Consider the following 18,893-nt stretch of genomic DNA (forward strand, 5'->3'; position numbering starts at 1 on the left):
GGCCAACTACGGTACGGAATAAGCCACACGAGGTGTCTTCTGTCACACAGGCAACTTCCGTATCGGCCGGCGGCGACTGTAGTGGGGGTCTGTGTGCCGCCGAGCGGGTGTCGCGACAGGCATCCCCGTGGGCCTCACCGCGGGCCGGGCCCGGCCGGGAGGTCCCCGTCCCGGCCGCGTAACGCTCCCCTCCCCGGCGCGTAACACGCCCGACGCACGCTGAACGGCATGGACACCTCCGCGACGCCCACCCACTGCCCGTACTGCGCCCTGCAGTGCGGGATGAATCTGACGCCCGCGGCCGACGGTGGCGTCGAGGTGACCGAGCGCGCCGACTTCCCGGTGAACCGGGGCGCGCTGTGCGGCAAGGGGCGTACGGCGCCCGCGCTGCTGTCGTCCCGGCTGCGGCTGACCTCGCCGCTGATCCGCAAGGGTGGCGTCCTGGAGCCCGCCGGCTGGGACGAGGCGCTCGACCGGATCACCGAAGGGCTGTCCCGCACGCGCACGGAGCATGGTCCGGACGCGTGCGGGGTGTTCGGCGGGGGCGGACTGACGAACGAGAAGGCGTACGCCCTCGGAAAGTTCGCCCGCGTCGTCCTCCGCACCTCGCAGATCGACTACAACGGCCGCTTCTGCATGTCGTCCGCGGCGGCCGCCGGCATCAAGGCGTTCGGCCTGGACCGGGGGCTGCCCTTCCCCCTGGAGGACATCCCGAGGACCGGCTGCGTGATCCTCGTCGGCTCCAACCTCGCCGAGACGATGCCGCCCGCGCTGCGCTACCTCACCGAGCTGAAGGAGAACGGCGGCACGCTGATCGTCATCGACCCGCGCCGCACCCGCACGGCCGAGCAGGCGGACCTGCACCTCGCGCCCCGCCCCGGCACGGACCTGGCACTCGCCCTCGGCCTGCTCCACCTCATCGTCTCCGAGGGCCGTACGGACGAGGAGTACATCCAGTCCCGTACGAGCGGCTGGGAGGAGGCTCGGGCGGCGGCCATGGCGCACTGGCCGGAGTACGTGGAGCGGATCACGGGGGTGTCCGTTCCCCAACTCCGGGAAGCAGTACGGCTGTTCTGCGAGCCGGAGGCTGCGATGGTGCTCACCGCACGCGGGCCCGAGCAGCAGTCCAAGGGCACCGACACGGTGGGCGCGTGGATCAACCTGTGCCTGGCAACCGGCCGTTCGGGGCGCCCGCTGTCCGGGTACGGCTGCCTCACCGGGCAGGGCAACGGGCAGGGCGGGCGCGAACACGGCCAGAAGGCCGACCAGTTGCCCGGCTACCGCAAACTGACGGACCCGGCGGCGCGGCGCCATGTGGCCGAGGTGTGGGGCGTGGACCCCGACTCGCTGCCGGGACCGGGCCGCAGCGCCTACGAACTCCTCGACGCGATGGGTACGGACATCCACTCCCTGCTGCTGATGGGCTCGAACCCGGTGGTGTCCGCGCCCCGCGCCGCGCACATCGAGGAGCGGCTGAAGTCCCTGGACTTCCTGGCGGTGGCGGACGTCGTCCTCTCCGAGACGGCCGCCCTCGCGGACGTCGTCCTGCCGGTGACGCAATGGGCCGAGGAGACGGGCACGATGACGAACCTGGAGGGCCGTGTGCTGCTGCGCCGCCGGGCGATCACCCCTCCCGAGGGCGTACGCAGCGACCTCGACGTCCTCCATGAACTGGCCGCCCGCCTCGGCGTGGAGAAGGGCTTCCCGACGGACCCGGAGGAGGTCTTCGACGAGCTGCGCCGGGCGAGCGCGGGCGGGCCTGCGGACTACTCGGGGATCACCTACGGGCGGCTGGCGGAGGAGAACGGGGTGTTCTGGCCTTGCCCGGCGCCGGACGGCACGGGCAGCACGGACGGCACGGACAGCACGGACAGCACCGTGGACTTCGGTGACTGCGAGGACGCCTCGCTGGACGTGCTCCCGGACGACCCGGCCGAGGACGCCGCCCCGGCCGACCCCCCTGGCGACACGCTGGACGGCGGCGTCCACCCGGGCACCCCCCGCCTCTTCCTCGACCGTTTCGCCACCGAGGACGGCCGCGCGCGGTTCGTCCCCGTGTCGCACCGGGCCGCCGCCGAGGAACCGGACGACGAGTACCCGGTGCTGCTGACCACCGGGCGGGTCGTCGCGCAGTACCAGTCGGGCGCCCAGACACGGCGCGTCGACGAGCTGAACGCGGCGGCGCCCGGGCCTTTCGTGGAGATGCATCCGCGGCTGGCCGAGCGGCTCGGGGTGGCGGACGGCGACGCGGTGACGGTGGTGTCACGGCGCGGGCGGGCCGTCGCACCGGCCCGGATCACGACCACCATCCGCCCCGACACCGTGTTCATGCCCTTCCACTGGCCGGGCGAGGGCCGGGCCAACACCCTGACCAACCCTGCCCTCGACCCCACCTCGCGGATGCCCGAGTTCAAGACGTGCGCGGTGCGGGTGGAGGCGGCGAAGTAGGGGTGTCGGCCAGGGTGTTGGGGTCCCTGTCACAGGAGTACCGGCCAGGGTGTTGAGCTCCCCGTCGCAGGAGTACCGGCCAAGGTGTTGGCATCCCCGCCCCAGGGGTATCGGTCGAGGTGTCGGCTTCCCGATCGCGCGGCTCCACCGTGGCCGGCGGGACGTGCCGCGAGGGCCGGGGGGATCGCATGGCGCAGGAGTACGGCTACCGCTGGGGGCACTCGGGGCTCACCGCCGACTTCGATCTGGACGGTGACACACCCCGGCTGGTCCGGCTGGCGCGCCCCGGCGACCATGATCTCAAGGGCGCCGTCGAGGCCGCGCTGCCGCTGGTCGACGTGGTGCTGCTCGGCGACGGCACCGGCTGGTCCGGGCCGCGCTTCACGGGCACGGCGCTCGGGCCGCGCCTGAGGCATCGCGCCCACCACGCGACGTACGGCGACGGCTGGCACCACCTGACCGTCGAACTCCATGACCCGGCAAACCGGTTGGTGGTCTTCGTGGAGTACTCCTCGCCGGACGGCGTACCGGTGCTGCGCTCCCGCGTCCGGCTGCGGAACGACGGAGCCGCGCCGGTCACCGTGCGCTCGGTGAGCAGTCTGCTGCTGGGCGCCCTGCCCTCGCCGGACGTGCTCGACGTGCACCGGGCGCGCAACGACTGGCTCGCCGAGTGCCGTTGGTACGCGGAGGATGTGCGGGAGTCCGTGCCGGACCTCGGGCGGGAGTTCCACGGGCACGACGGACGGGCCGGGCTGCGGCTCGCCGGGCGGGGCAGCTGGCCGACCGACGGCCACCTGGCGATGGGCGCGTTCACCGACCGTACGGACGGACGCTGCTGGGCCTGGCAGATCGAGTCCGCGTCGAGCTGGCTGTGGGAGGCGGGCGAGGCGGACCACCACACGTATCTCTCCCTCGGCGGCCCGACTGCGGACGACCACCAGTGGCGTCAAGTCCTGGGCCCCGGCGAGGAGTTCGCGTCGGAGTTCGCGGCCCTCGCCCTCGGCGACGGTTTCGACGGAGCCCTGGCCGCGCTGACCTCGTACCGCCGTCTGGTCCGCCGCCCGCACCCGGACCACGAGCGCCTCCCCGTCGTCTTCAACGACTACATGAACACGCTGATGGGCGACCCGACGACGCGGAAGCTGCTGCCGCTGATCGACGCGGCGGCGAACGCGGGTGCGGAGTACTTCTGCGTCGACGCGGGGTGGTACGACGACGAGGGCGGCGAGGAGGACGGGAGCGGGGCCGGCGGCTGGTGGGACGGTGTCGGCGGCTGGCTGCCGTCGGCCCGGCGCTTCCCCGGCGGCCTGCGGGCCGTGCTGGACCGCGTCCGGGAGCGCGGGATGGTGCCGGGGCTGTGGCTGGAGCCGGAGGTGGTCGGGGTGCGCAGTCCCGTCGCCGCCGAACTGCCCGACGCGGCGTTCCTCCGGCACGAAGGCGGCACCCGTGTCACCGAACAGGGCCGCCACCAGCTCGACTTGACCCATCCCGCGGCCCGCGCCCACCTCGACGCGACGGTCGACCGCCTCGTCGGCGAACTGGGCGTCGGCTATCTCAAGCTCGACTACAACATCACCACCTCCGCGCCGGGCCACCTCGCCCACTCCCGTGCCTGGCTGGCCTGGCTCTCCTCCGTCCTGGACCGCCACCCCGGCCTGGTCCTGGAGAACTGCGCCTCCGGCGGCCTGCGCATGGACGGCGCGTCCCTCGCCGTCACCCAGCTCCAGTCCACCTCCGACCAGCAGGACCCCCTTCGCTACCCACCGATCGCGGCCGCCGCACCGACAGCGGTACCGCCCGAACAGGGCGCCGTCTGGGCCTACCCCCAACCCGACTTCACCGACGCCGAGATCGCCTTCACCCTGGGCTCGGCGCTGCTGGGCCGGGTCCATCTCTCGGGCCACCTCGATCTCATGACGCCCAGTCAGCTCCGGCTGGTGCGAGAGGCCGTGGCCGTCTACAAGTCCCTGCGCGGCGATCTGCGGACGTCGGTGCCGTTCTGGCCGCTGGGGCTGCCGGGCTGGACGGACGAGTGGGTGGCTCTGGGGCTGCGCGCGCCGGTCGCGGGCGCCACGTACCTCACGGTGTGGCGAAGGGGCGGAGGTGTCGCCGAACTGCTGCTGCCCGTCCCGCACTTGGCGGGTCTGGGCGACGTACGGGTGGAGGTGCTGCATCCGTCGACAGCCGCGCCAGGTGCGGGACGGGCGGAATGGAAGGGAGAGGGCGTGCGGGTGCGGTTGGGCGAGGCCCCGGCGGTACTGCTGGTGCGGATCACCGCCGGGGACTGAGGGATTGGCACTCTGGTGAGGGGCTGACGGGCCGAGGGGCTGACGGGCCGAGGGCTACGAGGTCGCGGACGCGCTCGCGCCGTCGGACGGCATCATCGCGCTCGGGGTGCCACTGTGCATCCCGCTCGGCATTCCGCTGGGCATCCCGCTCGGCATTCCGCTGGGCGGCTGGCTGCCCCCGCCGTCCGTGCCCGCCCCGGAGTTCTCCTTGTCCGGGTCGATCCCCACGGTCAGGGTGCCGGTGAAGCCGGAGTCCACGGACCCGGTGAGGGCCATGAGCCCGTCCTTGGCGCCGCCCCCGGCATAGACCATGTCGTCGTCGAGCCTGGTCCAGCTCCCGGTGTGCCGGCTGTACGGGGACTTCTTGTAGACCTCCTCCCCGTACTTGTCGTCGAAGAAGAGCTGCCCCGTCCAGTTGACCTTGCCGCCCTCGTAGGTGTTGTCGGCCTTCTTGCCGCCGGTGTGCACCTTGACGTGGATGTGCGTGGCGCGCGGTGTGTACCACCCGGGGTAGATCGTCGTGAACGCCACCACCCCGTCGTCGCCGGTCGTCTGGAAGCCGCGCAGATACGTCTTGTCGTCGGCACCGCTGGTGTCCGCGCTCTCGGCGGGCGCGGAGCCGCCGGGGTTGGCGGTGGTGTAGCCGGAGTAATAGCCCCAGGCGTCGCAGTGCCAGATCTCGACGGCCGCGCCGGACACCGGGGCGCAGGACCCGGTCTGGTCCCGCACGGTCAGCCGCACCGTCAGCGGGACGCCCTGCTTGCCGTCGGTGATGTCCTTCCGGAACAGCGCGCCGTCCAGGTAGTACGGCCCTTGCGTGACCGTGGGGTTGAGCACGCAGGTGTCGGAGGCGGCCTGGGCGGTGGCTCCGGCGGAACCCGACGCGCTCGGGGACGCGTCCGAGGACGTCTGCGAGTCGGAGTCCGAGGAGCACGAGGTGAGCCCGATGCCCAGGGCGGCGCCGGTGGCCGCGCCGCCCAGCGCGAGGGCACGGCGCCGGGTGATGTCGCTGTCGGTCATGGCCGGACCCTAGGGGCGGAACCGTACGGGGTGGCGGGGGCGCACGGGGCGGCCACTCGCACGAGTGCACTTCGGCCGGGGTTCAGCCGCCGTGCCAGTCCCCGCTCTCGATGAGCTTGCCGCGGGCCCGCAGCCGGGCGGCGACGGTGGGGGCGGCCACGTACACCGAGGCCCGTACGAGCGTGGTCCCGTCCGCGCCCGTGGCCTCGCGCACGACCCGCTCGTACAGGTTGCGCGGATCGCCCGGCGTGTACTCCTCCAACCCGTCGAGCGCCGCCAGGAGTTCCTCGTACGCCTCGGGCAGCGCGGTCACGAGTTCGCCGTTCACCACTCCGCCGGGTTCCTCGACGGCGTACGGGTAGCCGGGCCCGTCGTACAGGACGATCCCGCGCATGCGGCCGGGCTCCTCGGACTCCGTGCGGCCGCGCAGGAAGAGGTCGTGGTTGTGCTCGCCGGGGCGCAGGGTGCCGTAGACGAAGAAGGGCAGTCGCACCTCTGCCGGCCGTCCGACCGTGGCCATGATCGTGTCCCTTTCGGCGCTGCACGGAAGCCGTCGCTCCGGCCTTTGCAGAAACGATTCTCACCCCTCACACACCCACACACATCCGCCAGCACGCGCTCTGGACATGACATGTCATGGACCTTTAAATCTGAGTCAACTTCAGCGCCACCCCCACGCGCCCGCCCCACGGCGCCTTCCCTAGGAGACCGATGAGTCGGATACGGCACATCCGAGGTTCCCGTTTCGTCACCGCCGGCATAGCCGCGACCACCGCCACATTGCTGGCGGCAGCGCTCTCCCCCACCGCGGACGCGGCCGCCCGGCCGAGCCGGACCACCGCGATCCAGAACGCGACGTCGGCGCTGCTGGACCAGGCCGCGAGTCTGGGTCTGACCTCCGACCAGGGCACCAAGGTTCGTGACGTCGTCGTCGACGCGGACGGCAGCCAGCATGTGCGCTACGACCGTACGTACCATGAACTTCCGGTCCTGGGCGGCGACTTCGTCGTCCACCTGGCTCCGAACGGCAGCTACCGCAGCGCGAACCGCGCGACGAAGCGGGCCATCTCGCTGACGAGCGTGACACCCGAGCTGTCCGCCCCGAAGGCCGCCGACCTCGCGGTCAACGCGTTGCGCGCCGCGAACCTGGGTGAGGCGCTGAAGAGGGTGACGGCCAAGCCGCAGCTGGTCGTCGACGCCCTGCACGGCACACCGAAGCTCGCCTGGCGCACCAACGCGGTGGCCCAGGACTCGCTGGGCAACCCGGTCGCCCGCACCGTCCTCACCGACGCCCGCACGGGCGCGCAGATCGACGCCTGGGACACCATCGAGACGGCGGCGGGCGACGGCCAGTCGCTCTACAGCGGCACGGTCCCGCTGGAGACCACGCTGTCGGGATCGACGTACCAGCTGAAGGACCCGACGCGCGGCAACACCTACACGGGCGACGCGGCGAACAAGACGGACCTCTGCATCCTCGGGATCTGTATCAGCCGCGCCCCCGCGACGCTGTTCACGGACACGGACAACCACTGGGGAACGGGCGCGACTTCGGACCGCTCGTCCGCCGCGGTGGATGCGCAGTACGGCACGAACGAGACCTGGGACTACTACAAGAACGTCCACGGCCGCAGCGGCATCGCCGGCGACGGCAAGGGCTCGTACAACCGCGTGCACTACGGCAGCAGCTACAACAACGCCTTCTGGGACGACACTTGCTTCTGCATGACGTACGGCGACGGTGACGGGACGACGTTCGGCCCACTGGTCGCCCTCGACGTCGCGGGCCACGAGATGTCCCACGGCGTCACCTCCAAGACGGCGGCGTTGACGTACTCGGGCGAGTCCGGCGGCCTCAACGAGGCGACCTCCGACATCTTCGGCACCATGGTCGAGTTCTACGCGAACAACTCCTCCGACCCCGGTGACTACTTGATCGGCGAGAAGATCGTCCGCTCGGGCTTCGGCAAGGCGGCCCTCCGCTTCATGGACCAGCCCTCGAAGGACGGCAACTCGGCGGACTGCTGGAGCAGTTCGGTGGGGAATCTCGACGTGCACTACTCGTCCGGCGTGGCGAACCACTTCGCGTACCTGCTGTCGGAAGGCAGCGGCGCGAAGACGATCAACGGCGTGAGCTACAACTCCCCCACCTGCAACGGCTCTACGGTGACGGGCATCGGCCGGGACAAGGTCGGCAAGATCTGGTACCGGGCGCTGACGGTCTACATGACGTCCTCGACGAACTACGCGGCCGCGCGGACAGCCACGTTGAACGCGGCGAAGGATCTGTACGGCGCGGGGAGTACGGAGTACAACGCGGTGGCGGCGGCCTGGTCGGCGGTGTCGGTGAGCTGATCCGCCGGCCGGCCTGACGGTGTGCGTCGGCCCATGGGCAGGTGGGTGCGGATAAGATCGCCTGCCCATGGGCTCGAACGCTGGAAACTCCAAAAACGCCGGAATCGCCGGCATCCCTGGCATCGCCGGCAACGAGACGACCGCGATCCCCTCGGGGCGGCCGGCAATGGTCGCCGTCCCGCCGGGGCGGGTGACCCTGTCGGACCGCCGTACGCAACGGAGTTGGCCGGTCGAGGTCGCGCCCTACGAGCTCGCGGCGTTCCCGGTCACGCAGGCGCTGTACGCGCAGATCACGGGCCGGCGGCCGAGCGCGGCCCACGGGGACCGGCTGCCCGTGGAGAGCGTTTCGTGGTGGGACGCGGTCCGGTTCTGCAACGCCCTCTCCGAGCGGGACGGTTTCGTGCCCGCGTACCGCCTCCATGGCGAGGGCGATGACGAAGGCACCGAGCGCGGTGAGTCGGTCGAGTGGGACAGGGCCGCCGACGGATACCGGCTGCCGACCGAGGCCGAGTGGGAGCACGCCTGCCGCGCCGGCACCGCCGGACCGCACTACGGGCCGCTCGACGAGATCGCCTGGTACCGCGGCAACTCCGACGAGCGGATCCACGACGTGGGCGGCAAGCTGCCCAACCCGTGGGGCCTTCACGACATGCTCGGCAATGTCTGGGACTGGTGCTGGGACGTCTACGACCCCGAGGTCTACGGCAGCTACCGGGTGCTGCGCGGCGGCGGCTGGTTCGACGAACACTGGAGCTGCCGGGCGTCCGCGCGGCGCCGCAGCCACCCGACGTTCCGGGTGGACGACGTGGGGTTCCGGGTCGCGCGGTCGCTCACGGCCGGGGGTGACGTACGGCCGTAGGCACCATCACACCCCGGAAAGCCTCGGCGTTCCTCATCTTGGCCAGGGTGTCGTTAGCGGGGGGGAGCATAGGTGATGTGGTAGCTCAAGCGACGCCTCGCCTCTCGGCCTCGTCCGCCGCGCACCGCTTCAGCAGCGCTTCGGCCTCCGGGTCAGGCACGGCTTCCAGCATCCAGTGCTGCATCACGGAGTGGATTTCACGCACCCCGGCCTCGTTGATGGCACGGTCGAACTCCTCGCGCCGCCCCTCGGGAAGAGCGGCCCGGATGTCAGGGATGCTGTTGGGGACCTCGACCTCGACGCCGCCGACGAAGGTCTTCAACGGTTCCGCCATGGTCGCCCTGCTGGATGGCGGGGGTTCGCTGCGGTCACGGTCATGACCGGAGGCCACCTCGCGTACGACGTCCAGCTCGCACCAGACGGACTTGCCGACGGACAGCTCGCAGACACCCCAACGGTCTGCCACCTGCCCGACGATCAGCAGCCCGCGCCCGAACATGTCGTCCGCCGTCGCCTCGCGCAGACTCGGCCGTAACTCACCCTTCGGGTCCGACACCGCGATGCGTACGCCGCGCTCGGTGAGAGTGAGTTCCACGCGGAAGAGCCGGTCGCGGAGGCTTCCGTGCAGTACGGCATTGCCGCCGAGCTCGGAGACCAACAGGGCAGTGTCGTCAGCGAGTTCGGGGTGGCCCCATTCCGTGATCAGCCGGTAGGCCCGGCGGCGGGCGAGGGTGACGCTCTTGGGGAGGGGGGTGTAGTCGAGGCGGTCGTAGTGGAGCGGAACCTCAGTCATGTCATGTCGCTCACTTCCGGGCAGGGGCGAGCTGCGCCGTGCGGTAACTGACGCCACTCTGCGATCAGTTCGTCACCGACGGTAGAGGCGGTCCGGCGGCGCTGGCAAGTTACTCTCGGAGGAATTCCTCCGAAAGGCATTTGCGATGCCTCGTGACACCACGCCAGACTGACCACGCGCCAACGCCAGGAGGAGCACCGACGTGACCGCACGCCAGCCGACGCAGGGCAACAGCACATCCACCGTCCTGGGACGCCGACTCGGCGGCGAACTCACCAGGTTGCGCACGGCAGCCGGCCTCAACCAGACCCAGGCAGCCAAAGTGCTCACCGCGTCCACTACGAAGGTCGCGAAGATGGAGGGCGGCTGGGTACCCGTGCGCGACCCGGACATCCGCGCCCTGTGCGAGCTGTACGGCGTCCACGACCTGGGGAGGATCGGAGGGCTTCTCGAACTGGCGAGGGTCGACCGGGAACGCCGTAAGGCCAAGGGCTGGTGGGACGACTACTCCATCCCCGGCGTCATGCAGGAGTACGTCGCGCTGGAGAGCGCGGCGACGGCCATCAAGGTGTGGCAGCCCGGATTCGTTCCAGGGCTGCTACAAACGCCGGAGTACGTACGGGCGTTGAGGAAGAGCCCGGCAGCCAGGGTGACCATGGGGTCACAGCCGGACGAGGAGTTCATCTCCGCGCGACTCGCTCGCCAACGCCGCCTCTCCGATGACCCACCGCTGTCACTACGGGTAGTGATCTACGAGGCGGTTCTCCGCAACTTTCCCGGTGGTGCGGCAACAGCCGGGGACCAACTCGAAGAGCTCGTCAAAGTGGCCGACCGGCCGAACGTCGACCTTCGAATCTTCCCTTTCAGCGCTGGCACGCACCCTGGCCTCAACGGCTCGTTCAACATCATCTCGTTCACCGCACCCGGAGCCATGGACGTCGTCTACGTGGAGTCCCCCTTCGTCGAGCGCTGGGTAGAGGGCGGTGAAGGCGCAGCCGCCTACGATGAACTGTTCGAGAAGATCGCCGAACGCTCCCTCGACGAGCGGGAATCGGTGTCGTTCCTCCGCAAGCTGCGCAAGGAGCTGTGAGCCGTGCCTGAATTCGAGTACCGCAAGTCCAGCTACAGCAACGAAAAGGCCGAGTGCGTCGAGATAGCCACCAACATCCCCACCACCATCGCCATACGCGACTCCAAGAACCCCACGGGCCCGTCCCTACGCCTCCGGCCCAACGCGTGGACCATCTTCCAAACCAGCTTGACCAAGGGCGACTTCAGGCGCTAACTGAGCGCCGGTCCACGCCTCCCAGGCCCCGTTCCCGGATATCCGCGTCGCACCCGTGTTCGCCGATAGGCGCAATCGCAGATCCCGGACCTACTGATCGATCCTGGCGAGATCCCTTCCCAGACCGTTTGCCGAGGACTCGCGGGTAGCGCGCTCCCGCATGCCCCCTGCCCACCATGAGCGTGCGCGGGAGTGCTGCCGTGGCGTACAGCCTTCGGCGCGGACCCAGACCGACGAGCCGCTAGCGATCGCCTACCAGGCCGCCCTCCACCTCCCGGGCATCCTCATCTGGACCCGACGCTGACCAGAGACAAGACCTAGGCTCGCTCGTCTCCACAGGACTTCAGGGGCTGTGGGGACACCGCCTGCACCACCCCCCACCCGCTCCCCTTTAGTTCCCCAGGGTTGCGGGTCAGAAGGCCGCTATTACGAGCCCAGCGAACACCGTCGCGGTCGTAGAATTCGACGAAACCCGCGTAGATCGCAGGATCTTTCTTCCCAAAATCCAGCCACCCACGTTCGTTTGGTAGATCGTCGACAGGGGTGCGCCAGCCGACTGGCTCATCTCCTTTGTCGATCTTGTACCTCATATTGTTTGGTGTGAGCACCATGTCGGAGCACGGGGGCACGCTAGGCATAGTCACGGTGAATGTGACCACGGACCCTGAGAGCTCCACGCCGAACAACATTCTGACGTTGGAGATGGCATCCTGCGACCTGTTCATCAAGTGCAGGCGGGACGTCCCATCTGGCTGGAGGTCCACCCAGTAGGAGACCTGGGCAGCCTGGGCCCCGGCTGTCTCTGTCATCTCTTGACCATGCGAGATTCTGGGTCCATTGGGTACCTGAGGCGGCCAAATGATGCCACGGGCACCAGCCATTCGGCCTGTACAGCACCAAGCTCGTACGGGATCGGGTGCGCGCGCTGAGGGACCTCACCGAGGATCTGCCGGAGGTGGCGCGGCTCGACGCGCAAGTGGAGCGACCGGAGCCGGGCACGCATCCGCTGGGCACGCAGGGTCACCGACGAAATGAGGCGTGCCAGGTGACGAAAGGGCTGTCGGCTCACACCGACAGCCCTGATGATCAGCGAGAACCTTCCAAAGAGCCATCGATCGGTCTCGACCGTACGAACAGATGCGGCGCACGAGGAAGGCGGCGAGCACCGGTCCATCAGCTCGTGTGACGGAAGGCAGAACCGTCAGCACCCCTTCACGGCCTGGGCGCACAAGTCGGTGCGGCATGGGTGAGGGGCTCCCACGCAGGTGGGAGCCCCTCGTTCGTTCGGTCGGGTCAGCGCGAGGGCTTGGCCGCCGGCGGGTCGAGGGCTTCCAGCGTGCCCACGGGCGCGCCCCCCGGGATGACGCCGCCCACGGTATAGACGCAGGTGCCCGTCTGTCCGGGCGGACACGTGGTGGTCGCCGCCGCCAGTTGCGCCCGGGGTGTGGGCGCCGTCGGGAGCGTCGTCCAGACGTTGGAGACGGGGTTGTACGACTCCACCGTGCCCACGGTTCCGGGGGTGAAGCCGCCCACCGCGTAGACGCAGGTGCCCGTCTGCCCCGACGGGCAGGGAGCGGCCGCCGCCGGCAGGCCCGCCCGGCGTGTGGGCAGTGAGGCCACCGGGCTCCAGGCGTTGGTGGTGGGGTTGTACGACTCCGCCGTGCCCACGATGGTGTTGCCGGCATCGAAACCGCCCACGGCGTAGACACAGGTGCCGGTCTGCCCCGACGGGCATGGGGCGGCCGCCGCCGCCAGAAGCAGCCGAGGCGTGTTCGAGGCCACCGTGCTCCAGGCATTGGTGGCCGGGTTGTACGACTCCACCGTGCCCACGGCCAGGCCGTTATTGTTGCCGCCGACCGCGTAGACACAGGTGCCCGTCTGTCCGGGCGGACAGGGGGCTGCGGCTGCCGCCAGTTGCGACCGGGGTGTGGTCAGGGAGGTCACCGTGCTCCAGGCGTTGGTGGTGGGGTTGTACGACTCCACCGTGCCCACGATGGTGTTGCCGGCATCGAAACCGCCCACGGCGTAGACACAGGTGCCGGTCTGTCCCAACGGGCACGGCGCGGCCGCCACCGCCAGGTCGCGACGAGGTGTGGTCAGCGAACGCAGCGTCGACCAGGCATTGGTGAGCCGGTTGTACGACTCGACGGTGGTGCCGCCGTTGCCGTTGCCGCCCACGGCGTAGACGCAGGTGCCGGTCTGCCCCGTTGGGCACGGCGCGGATGCCGCCGCCAGCCCCCAGCGAGCCGTGGGCATCGACGGCAGTGTCGTCCACACCGTCCCATTGGTGGCCGCCGCCGGCAGCACTCCCACCAAGACCGCCACCAGGGCAAGGAGCGACGCGAGCCGCAGACGGCACCGCCGACCCCGCTTACGCGGGATCGATTGGGTCACTGGGAGCAACGTCGGCCTCCTCGCCGTCAGCTGAGCGCATGGATGCCGATTTAGTACCGGGACCGGTGGCCGCCTGGCCGTCACGACCAGCCGAGTCGTCCGTCTTCGACCGGTACAGCCGAGTCACTTCACCTCAACGGCCGACAGTTCAGACACAGCCCAAGACCACGAAAAAGCCCCCTCCGATCGCACCAGGCCGGTTCCTTCTCATGGCCGGCGAAGACGGTGCGGCCTGGCTGGCGGCAACCGGCCGCGCGGAGGTCGACATCGACGTCTTTGCGGTGGGATCCGACCTCGTATGCGACGGCGACTGGCACGCCCTGTGCGGAATCAGCGGCACCGGAGCGATCCTCGTCCGGCCCGACGGCCATGTCGCGATGCGCTCCGTCGCGTCGACGCGCTGTTGTACAGCGCGCTCAGGGCATCCTGCGGCCACCTCGCGACCGGTCGGCTTCTCAGCCATCCCCAGTAGTGGGCTCGATCGAAGCGGCCCACGTGGGCAGCGGGAAATGATCTACAAGCTCACGGGAAACGATCTTCAAGAGCTGTCGGATACTGCCTGATCAGGGCATTCCGTCGGTTCTCCACGCAAGCCGGGGCGAGCGTCCAGCAGGGCGGCATGGAGGCGGATGACCTCTCGCAGCGAAGGTTGAGCAGTTCTCAGCGAAGACCGGGGACTGATGGTTCTTCTCACCGATGGTTAAGCGCACAGGTCAGGGCGGCGCGTCGAACGCCGGACAGAGGCAGCTGCTGCGACTCCAGCACATGCGACTGTGTCACCAATGCCACAAGGGCTCTGCGGGCCTCTGATCCACTGCACGCCCCGCGTTCACGTTCATGCGCCCGACCTCACCGCGAGAGGTCACTTCTTCGACGGGGTATGCATCGGCTCCAGTGAAGAAAGCGAGAGGAAACCTGTGAACGGTGAGGGCCCCATGCCGCAGTGGCTCCTTCCGGAGGGTGATGGCCTTCCGGCACGTCAGCTTGTAGAGGGGACTTTGGCCCCCATCGTCGTTCTCGACGCGCAGCTGCGCCATCTGTACGTCAACCCGGCATGGGTCCGGGTCAGCGGCGTGCCCGCCACTGCGTTCCTGGGACGAACGCTCGGGGAAGTGCTGCCTGATCTCCAGAGCCCGGACGACGTCCTGTTCGAGGTACTCGCAGACGGGCAACCCCGGGAGGCAACCATCGCAGGAACGACAGGGGTCTCCTCGCCGCTGGGGCAGAGGATCTGGCGAGCGGTCTACCACCGGGTGGATGTGCCGGGTCGGGACGCGCGTCTGTGCGGGATCGGCGTGGAGATCAGCAGTCTGCGCCGCTATCTGGACGACCTGGAGACCGCGCATCAGCGGCTTGCCCTGCTGGATGCCGCGGCCGCGCGCGTCGGCACGACACTCGACATGGAAACCACGTGCCAGGAGCTGGTCGACTTCCTGGCCCCCTCGCTCGCCGACATGGCCGCGGTGGGAATCGTCGAAGAGGAGTTCACCGGTGCTCCCCCGCCTCCTCCCGGCTTCCTGCGGCTGCGCAAGGTGAGGGGCTCAGCACCCCCTGGGATGGAATGGGTGCTGCAGCAGCTGGGCGGGCCGGGACCGTACGTCGACGTTCCCCGTGGCGTCGCAACACGGCATTGCCTGGACAGCGGGCGGCCATGGCTGGGCAACCTGGCCTCGGACGAGCTGTTCCAGAAGGTGACCGTGGACCCCAGACGGACCAAGATCTTCCGCGCGGCCGGCATCCACTCGCTTCTCATCACCCCGCTGATCACGGCAGGCCGCCCGGTCGGCGTCGTCCTTCTGGGCCGGGCCGGCGTATCACAGCCCTTCGACGACAACGACCTCGTGACGCTCCAGGCGCTGGCCGGCCGGGCCGCCGTCTCCATCGACAGCGCGCGCCGCTACAGCTACGAACACACCATGGCGCTGGAACTCCAGCGGGCCCTGCTGTCCGAACCCCGCGCCCCCCACCCCGCCGTGGAAGTGGCCGCCCGCTACCTCCCCTCCGGCCGCAGCGTCCTCGTCGGCGGGGACTGGTACGACTCGATCCCCCTGCCGGACTCCCGCACCTTGCTGGTCATGGGCGATGTGATGGGCCACGGCTTCCAGGCCGCTGTCGCCATGAGCCAGTACCGCTCCCTGCTGCGCACCATTGCCGCTTCCGGCGCGGGCGTCGACAAGATCCTCGGCGAGTTCGACCGCCAGGTCGCGCACCTCGGCCTTGACCGCCTCGCCACCTGTCTGCTCGCGGTCATGGATCCCGGTGCGGGCACCTGTACGACGGCCAGCGCCGGGCATCTGCCGCCCGCCGCCGTGCGACCGGACGGCAGCATCGAGGTCTTGTGGCTCCCGGCCGGCCCGCCCATCGGCACCGGACTCGGTGGCTACGAATCGCTCACCGTACAAATGGACCGCCGCACCGCTCTGCTGCTCTACACCGACGGCCTGGTGGAACGACGCGGCACAGACATCGACATCTCGGTGCAGGCGCTCGAGACGGTAAGCCTGCCGGCCGACTGCCCTCTCGACGACATGCTCGACACGTTCCTGGCCCGCCTGGCGAACGGTGCGTACGAGGACGACGTCGCGATCCTCGCCGCTCGCCAGCGCGACGGAAATGAATGACCCTCCCCGCTCAGCCTTCGATGAGAAACGCTCAGCCTTCACTGCGACAGAACAGGCGGAGTTCAGCGAACCCAACGGCGCCGACACGCTCGTACGCACCGACGCGCGCCGTCTGGAGCGGATCCTGACGAACGTGATCGTGAACGCCCGCAAGCATGGGGCGGGGACGGCCCCGGTGCGGGTCGAGGGGGCCAAGGTCACCGTCCGCGACCGCAGTCCCGGGTTCCCGGAGCATCTCTTCCGGGACGCCCCCCCGCTTCCTCACCGGCGCGGCGGAGCGCGGCCAGGGCACCGGTCTGGGCCTGACCATCGCGCTGGGCCAGGCCCAGGTGATCGGTGCGGAAGCGCCCCTGCGGACCGCGGCGGCCGGGGGTGCAGTCGCCGCGGGGCCGGAGGCCGACTAATTCACTCCCGGCACCAGCGTGACCGAGTCACCCCGCGTACGGGCACTCCTTCTTCACCTCCCGCAACGTCCTTGCCCACCAGGCCAGTTGGTCCAGCATCGTCTTGGCGGCCGCCGCCGGGCCCGCGGCGTCGCGAGGACTGCCCTCCTCGTCGAACGCGGCACCAGCCCCATGAAAAGACACTGTGTCCCGCACCGTCACGGCATGCAGCTCCGCGAAGACCTGGCGAAGGTGTTCGACGGCGCGGAGGCCTCCGGAGAGGCCGCCGTAAGAGACGAGGGCGACGGGCTTGGCGCGCCACTCGGCGTAGTGCCAGTCGATGAGGTTCTTCAGGCCGGCGGGGTAGGAGTGGTTGTACTCGGGGGTGAGGACGACGAAGGCGTCGGCGGCGGCGAGGGCGGGCGTGACCTTGGCCAGTTCGGCGGCCACCGCGGGGGACGGGGACGGCGAGAGGGTCGTAGGGAGCTGGACGGCGGCGACGTCGACCACCTCTGCGGTGAAGTCGTCGCGTTCGCGGATCCTGGCCAGCAGCCAGTCGGCGACGACGGGCCCGAAGCGGCCCTCGCGGTTGCTGCCGATGACGACGGCGACCCGCACGGGGGTGTCGGACGCCTGGACCGGGGCGGGCGCGGGCGCAGGGACGATGGAATCAGCTGTGGCTGTCTTCATGACGCACAGCCTCATACCTCAACCTTTGTCGAGGTCAAGCCGCACACGCGCCACACGCACGCCACCACCAACACAGACCCCGTCACCCGTTCATACCCCCGCCCCGCCCCCTTCGCATCCTTTTCCGCAGCACCCCACCCACACCCCGATGACCTGCCGAAATACCTCCGATCCGACCCCCTCCACCACCCCACCGGACACCCATTCACATCATTTCTGACGGTTCCTCAGGAAGCGGTCGCGCGCATCTGCCACTTACCTCAGTAGGGCAGGGGCACGACCGACGCAGCGGCACTTGGGGGTGTCGCGGGCCGTGCCCCCTCGGAGGAGCAAGCACGATGCGACGTACCGCCCGTCTGATGACCGGTACCGCGCTCGCCGTCGCCGCCGCGGGCCTCGCCACCGCGCCCGCGTACGGCGGAACCGCGGGGAGCCTGGAGGTGTTGCCCTCCACCGTCGTCCCGGGCTCCCAAGTCACCGTCAACACAGCGGCGTGCGGTATCGAGACGGCGGCGGGCGACGCCAGCGCGGTGGGTGCGGGGATCTTCACCCTCGCCCCCAGCGCGCACGAGCACGACTCGATCGGACAGTTCCGGGTGCCGCCGAGCGCGCAGCCGGGGACGTACGAGATCGTCGCGACGTGTTCCGGGGGCAAGCGCGTCACCGGCGACCTGATGGTCACCCTGACGTCCATGCGCGCGCAGATCCAGCCGCGCGGACATGTGAATACGGGGGTCGGCGGCGCACTGGGCCCCGATTCCACACAGACCGCGGCGGGAGTGGCGGCCCTGGCCGTCGCCGCCGCGGGCGGTACCTGGCTCCTGCATCGCCGGGCGAGAGGCGACGGGATCTGACGGACACCCTCCGCTGTCCGTCCACCGGTACCGCCGTCCCCTCCCCCTCCGTGGCCCGACGCCCCTCGCGGCCCGGAGGGGGAACGGGACCCAGAGAGGAGCAGAGGAGCAGAGGAGCAGAGGAGCAGAGAGGAGGCTCACGTGCGCCGTTTCAGCAAGGCCGGCAGGAGCAGCCGTACCAGCAGGACCGGCCGGACCGGCCGGACCGGCAGGGCACGTAGGACCCGCAGGGCCCTCGGAACCAGCGGAACCGGCAGTTCAGGCCGTGTCGGCAACATCGCCATAGCGTCCGTCACCGCCGTCGCGCTCTGCACCGGCGCCTGGCTGCTGCTCAGCGGCGCCGAGACCCACGCGCCGCCCCAGCCGTCCACCGCCCAGGCGGCCTTCCCCGACGCCGGTGACCAGGGGGCGGCAGCGCCCGCGATGCACCACTCCCCGCCCGAGCGCATACGCATCCCCTCGATCCGCGTGAACGCCCCGCTGATGGGCCTCGGCCTCACCCCACAGGGCAGCCTGGACGTCCCGCCGCCCGCACAGAAGAACCTCGCCGGCTGGTACGAGGCCGGCACCACCCCCGGCGAGACAGGCACCGCCATCGTCGCCGGACATGTCGACAACGCCGACGGCCCCGCCGTCTTCTACGACCTCGGCGCCCTCAAGAAGGGCGGCACCATCGAGGTGGAGCGCCGCGACGGCAGCACCGCCGTCTTCGCCGTCGACGCCGTCGAGGTGTACGAGGCCCGCGACTTCCCCGACGAGAAGGTGTACGGCGCCGCACATCGCCCCGAGCTGCGCGTAATAACCTGCGGCGGCGGCTACTCGAAGACGACGGGGTACCAGGGCAACGTGGTCGTCTTCGCCCATCTGACGGGGAGCCGCACCGGATGACCGGATGACCGACGG

At 70.1% G+C, this 18,893-nt stretch carries 15 protein-coding genes and 2 pseudogenes; 11 read left to right on the forward strand and 6 right to left on the reverse strand.

Annotated features, from left to right (window positions below):
- Positions 1–228: 228 nt before the first annotated feature.
- Positions 229–2,448 carry a molybdopterin oxidoreductase family protein gene (locus AB5J50_RS17010; protein WP_369258953.1) on the forward strand — a complete coding sequence of 740 codons (2,220 nt, stop codon included), beginning with the start codon at positions 229–231 and terminating at the stop codon, positions 2,446–2,448.
- 188 nt (positions 2,449–2,636) lie between these two features.
- The gene (locus tag AB5J50_RS17015; protein ID WP_369258955.1) at positions 2,637–4,736 is read left to right on the forward strand and encodes an alpha-galactosidase; all 2,100 of its coding nucleotides are present in this window, start codon (positions 2,637–2,639) and stop codon (positions 4,734–4,736) included.
- Between the two features lie 54 nt (positions 4,737–4,790).
- Here the strand turns inward: AB5J50_RS17015 and AB5J50_RS17020 are convergent, their stop codons facing one another.
- Together AB5J50_RS17020 and AB5J50_RS17025 are read right to left on the reverse strand one after the other, a co-directional pair.
- Positions 4,791–5,756, reverse strand: a complete 966-nt coding sequence (locus AB5J50_RS17020) for an intradiol ring-cleavage dioxygenase (RefSeq protein ID WP_369258957.1) — start codon at positions 5,754–5,756, stop codon at positions 4,791–4,793.
- An 82-nt stretch (positions 5,757–5,838) separates the two neighbouring features.
- Positions 5,839–6,276 (reverse strand): gamma-glutamylcyclotransferase family protein, encoded by a 438-nt coding sequence (locus AB5J50_RS17025; RefSeq protein WP_369258959.1) that lies wholly within the window; start codon positions 6,274–6,276, stop codon positions 5,839–5,841.
- Between the two features lie 191 nt (positions 6,277–6,467).
- Here AB5J50_RS17025 and AB5J50_RS17030 point away from each other — a divergent pair, with 191 nt between their 5' ends.
- Both AB5J50_RS17030 and AB5J50_RS17035 read left to right on the forward strand, forming a co-directional pair.
- Complete coding sequence (locus tag AB5J50_RS17030) at positions 6,468–8,111, forward strand: M4 family metallopeptidase (RefSeq protein ID WP_369258961.1); 1,644 nt, start codon at positions 6,468–6,470, stop codon at positions 8,109–8,111.
- A gap of 166 nt (positions 8,112–8,277) precedes the next feature.
- Positions 8,278–8,970 carry a formylglycine-generating enzyme family protein gene (locus AB5J50_RS17035; RefSeq protein WP_369265421.1) on the forward strand — a complete coding sequence of 231 codons (693 nt, stop codon included), beginning with the start codon at positions 8,278–8,280 and terminating at the stop codon, positions 8,968–8,970.
- Positions 8,971–9,055: 85 nt separating this feature from the next.
- Here the strand turns inward: AB5J50_RS17035 and AB5J50_RS17040 are convergent, their stop codons facing one another.
- Together AB5J50_RS17040 and AB5J50_RS17045 are read right to left on the reverse strand one after the other, a co-directional pair.
- Positions 9,056–9,304 carry a hypothetical protein gene (locus AB5J50_RS17040; RefSeq protein ID WP_369265422.1) on the reverse strand — a complete coding sequence of 83 codons (249 nt, stop codon included), beginning with the start codon at positions 9,302–9,304 and terminating at the stop codon, positions 9,056–9,058.
- A gap of 129 nt (positions 9,305–9,433) precedes the next feature.
- A pseudogene (locus AB5J50_RS17045) lies at positions 9,434–9,763 on the reverse strand (ATP-binding protein); the annotation flags it as partial.
- Between the two features lie 202 nt (positions 9,764–9,965).
- On the opposite strand from AB5J50_RS17045, the gene AB5J50_RS17050 reads away from it, so the two are divergent.
- A complete protein-coding gene (locus AB5J50_RS17050; protein WP_369258963.1) occupies positions 9,966–10,853 on the forward strand; it encodes a helix-turn-helix domain-containing protein in 888 nt (295 codons plus the stop codon).
- A gap of 3 nt (positions 10,854–10,856) precedes the next feature.
- Complete coding sequence (locus tag AB5J50_RS17055; protein WP_369258965.1) at positions 10,857–11,048, forward strand: DUF397 domain-containing protein; 192 nt, start codon at positions 10,857–10,859, stop codon at positions 11,046–11,048.
- Between the two features lie 1,293 nt (positions 11,049–12,341).
- On the opposite strand, the gene AB5J50_RS17060 is transcribed toward AB5J50_RS17055, so the two are convergent.
- Positions 12,342–13,304 carry a Kelch repeat-containing protein gene (locus tag AB5J50_RS17060; RefSeq protein ID WP_369258967.1) on the reverse strand — a complete coding sequence of 321 codons (963 nt, stop codon included), beginning with the start codon at positions 13,302–13,304 and terminating at the stop codon, positions 12,342–12,344.
- A 176-nt stretch (positions 13,305–13,480) separates the two neighbouring features.
- On the opposite strand from AB5J50_RS17060, the gene AB5J50_RS17065 reads away from it, so the two are divergent.
- The 3 genes and pseudogenes from AB5J50_RS17065 to AB5J50_RS17075 all read left to right on the forward strand — a co-directional run.
- Positions 13,481–14,005: a hypothetical protein gene (locus AB5J50_RS17065; RefSeq protein WP_369258969.1), complete on the forward strand. Its 525-nt coding sequence runs from the start codon at positions 13,481–13,483 to the stop codon at positions 14,003–14,005.
- Positions 14,006–14,377: 372 nt separating this feature from the next.
- Entirely contained in the window at positions 14,378–16,063 is a 1,686-nt protein-coding gene (locus tag AB5J50_RS17070) for a SpoIIE family protein phosphatase (protein ID WP_369258971.1), read from the forward strand.
- An 82-nt stretch (positions 16,064–16,145) separates the two neighbouring features.
- A pseudogene (locus AB5J50_RS17075) lies at positions 16,146–16,467 on the forward strand (ATP-binding protein); the annotation flags it as partial.
- 27 nt (positions 16,468–16,494) lie between these two features.
- Here the strand turns inward: AB5J50_RS17075 and AB5J50_RS17080 are convergent.
- Positions 16,495–17,136: an NADPH-dependent FMN reductase gene (locus tag AB5J50_RS17080; protein WP_369258973.1), complete on the reverse strand. Its 642-nt coding sequence runs from the start codon at positions 17,134–17,136 to the stop codon at positions 16,495–16,497.
- A gap of 338 nt (positions 17,137–17,474) precedes the next feature.
- Here AB5J50_RS17080 and AB5J50_RS17085 point away from each other — a divergent pair, with 338 nt between their 5' ends.
- A complete protein-coding gene (locus AB5J50_RS17085) occupies positions 17,475–17,990 on the forward strand; it encodes a hypothetical protein (protein WP_369258975.1) in 516 nt (171 codons plus the stop codon).
- Positions 17,991–18,266: 276 nt separating this feature from the next.
- Positions 18,267–18,878 (forward strand): class F sortase, encoded by a 612-nt coding sequence (locus tag AB5J50_RS17090; protein ID WP_369265423.1) that lies wholly within the window; start codon positions 18,267–18,269, stop codon positions 18,876–18,878.
- Positions 18,879–18,893 lie beyond the last annotated feature (15 nt).

The sequence above is a fragment of the Streptomyces sp. R35 genome (assembly GCF_041053035.1).
In the GTDB taxonomy this organism is placed as follows: domain Bacteria; phylum Actinomycetota; class Actinomycetes; order Streptomycetales; family Streptomycetaceae; genus Streptomyces; species Streptomyces lutosisoli.

What these genes read in the sequence shown, in the direction of transcription:
- AB5J50_RS17010 (WP_369258953.1), top strand. Translation starts at nt 229, where the DNA reads ATGGACACCTCCGCGACGCCCACCCACTGCCCGTACTGCGCCCTGCAG.
- AB5J50_RS17015 (WP_369258955.1), top strand. Translation starts at nt 2,637, where the DNA reads ATGGCGCAGGAGTACGGCTACCGCTGGGGGCACTCGGGGCTCACCGCC.
- AB5J50_RS17020 (WP_369258957.1), bottom strand. Translation starts at nt 5,756, where the DNA reads ATGACCGACAGCGACATCACCCGGCGCCGTGCCCTCGCGCTGGGCGGC.
- AB5J50_RS17025 (WP_369258959.1), bottom strand. Translation starts at nt 6,276, where the DNA reads ATGGCCACGGTCGGACGGCCGGCAGAGGTGCGACTGCCCTTCTTCGTC.
- AB5J50_RS17030 (WP_369258961.1), top strand. Translation starts at nt 6,468, where the DNA reads ATGAGTCGGATACGGCACATCCGAGGTTCCCGTTTCGTCACCGCCGGC.
- AB5J50_RS17035 (WP_369265421.1), top strand. Translation starts at nt 8,278, where the DNA reads ATGGTCGCCGTCCCGCCGGGGCGGGTGACCCTGTCGGACCGCCGTACG.
- AB5J50_RS17040 (WP_369265422.1), bottom strand. Translation starts at nt 9,304, where the DNA reads ATGGCGGAACCGTTGAAGACCTTCGTCGGCGGCGTCGAGGTCGAGGTC.
- AB5J50_RS17060 (WP_369258967.1), bottom strand. Translation starts at nt 13,304, where the DNA reads ATGCCCACGGCTCGCTGGGGGCTGGCGGCGGCATCCGCGCCGTGCCCA.
- AB5J50_RS17065 (WP_369258969.1), top strand. Translation starts at nt 13,481, where the DNA reads ATGGATGCCGATTTAGTACCGGGACCGGTGGCCGCCTGGCCGTCACGA.
- AB5J50_RS17070 (WP_369258971.1), top strand. Translation starts at nt 14,378, where the DNA reads ATGCCGCAGTGGCTCCTTCCGGAGGGTGATGGCCTTCCGGCACGTCAG.
- AB5J50_RS17080 (WP_369258973.1), bottom strand. Translation starts at nt 17,136, where the DNA reads ATGAAGACAGCCACAGCTGATTCCATCGTCCCTGCGCCCGCGCCCGCC.
- AB5J50_RS17085 (WP_369258975.1), top strand. Translation starts at nt 17,475, where the DNA reads ATGCGACGTACCGCCCGTCTGATGACCGGTACCGCGCTCGCCGTCGCC.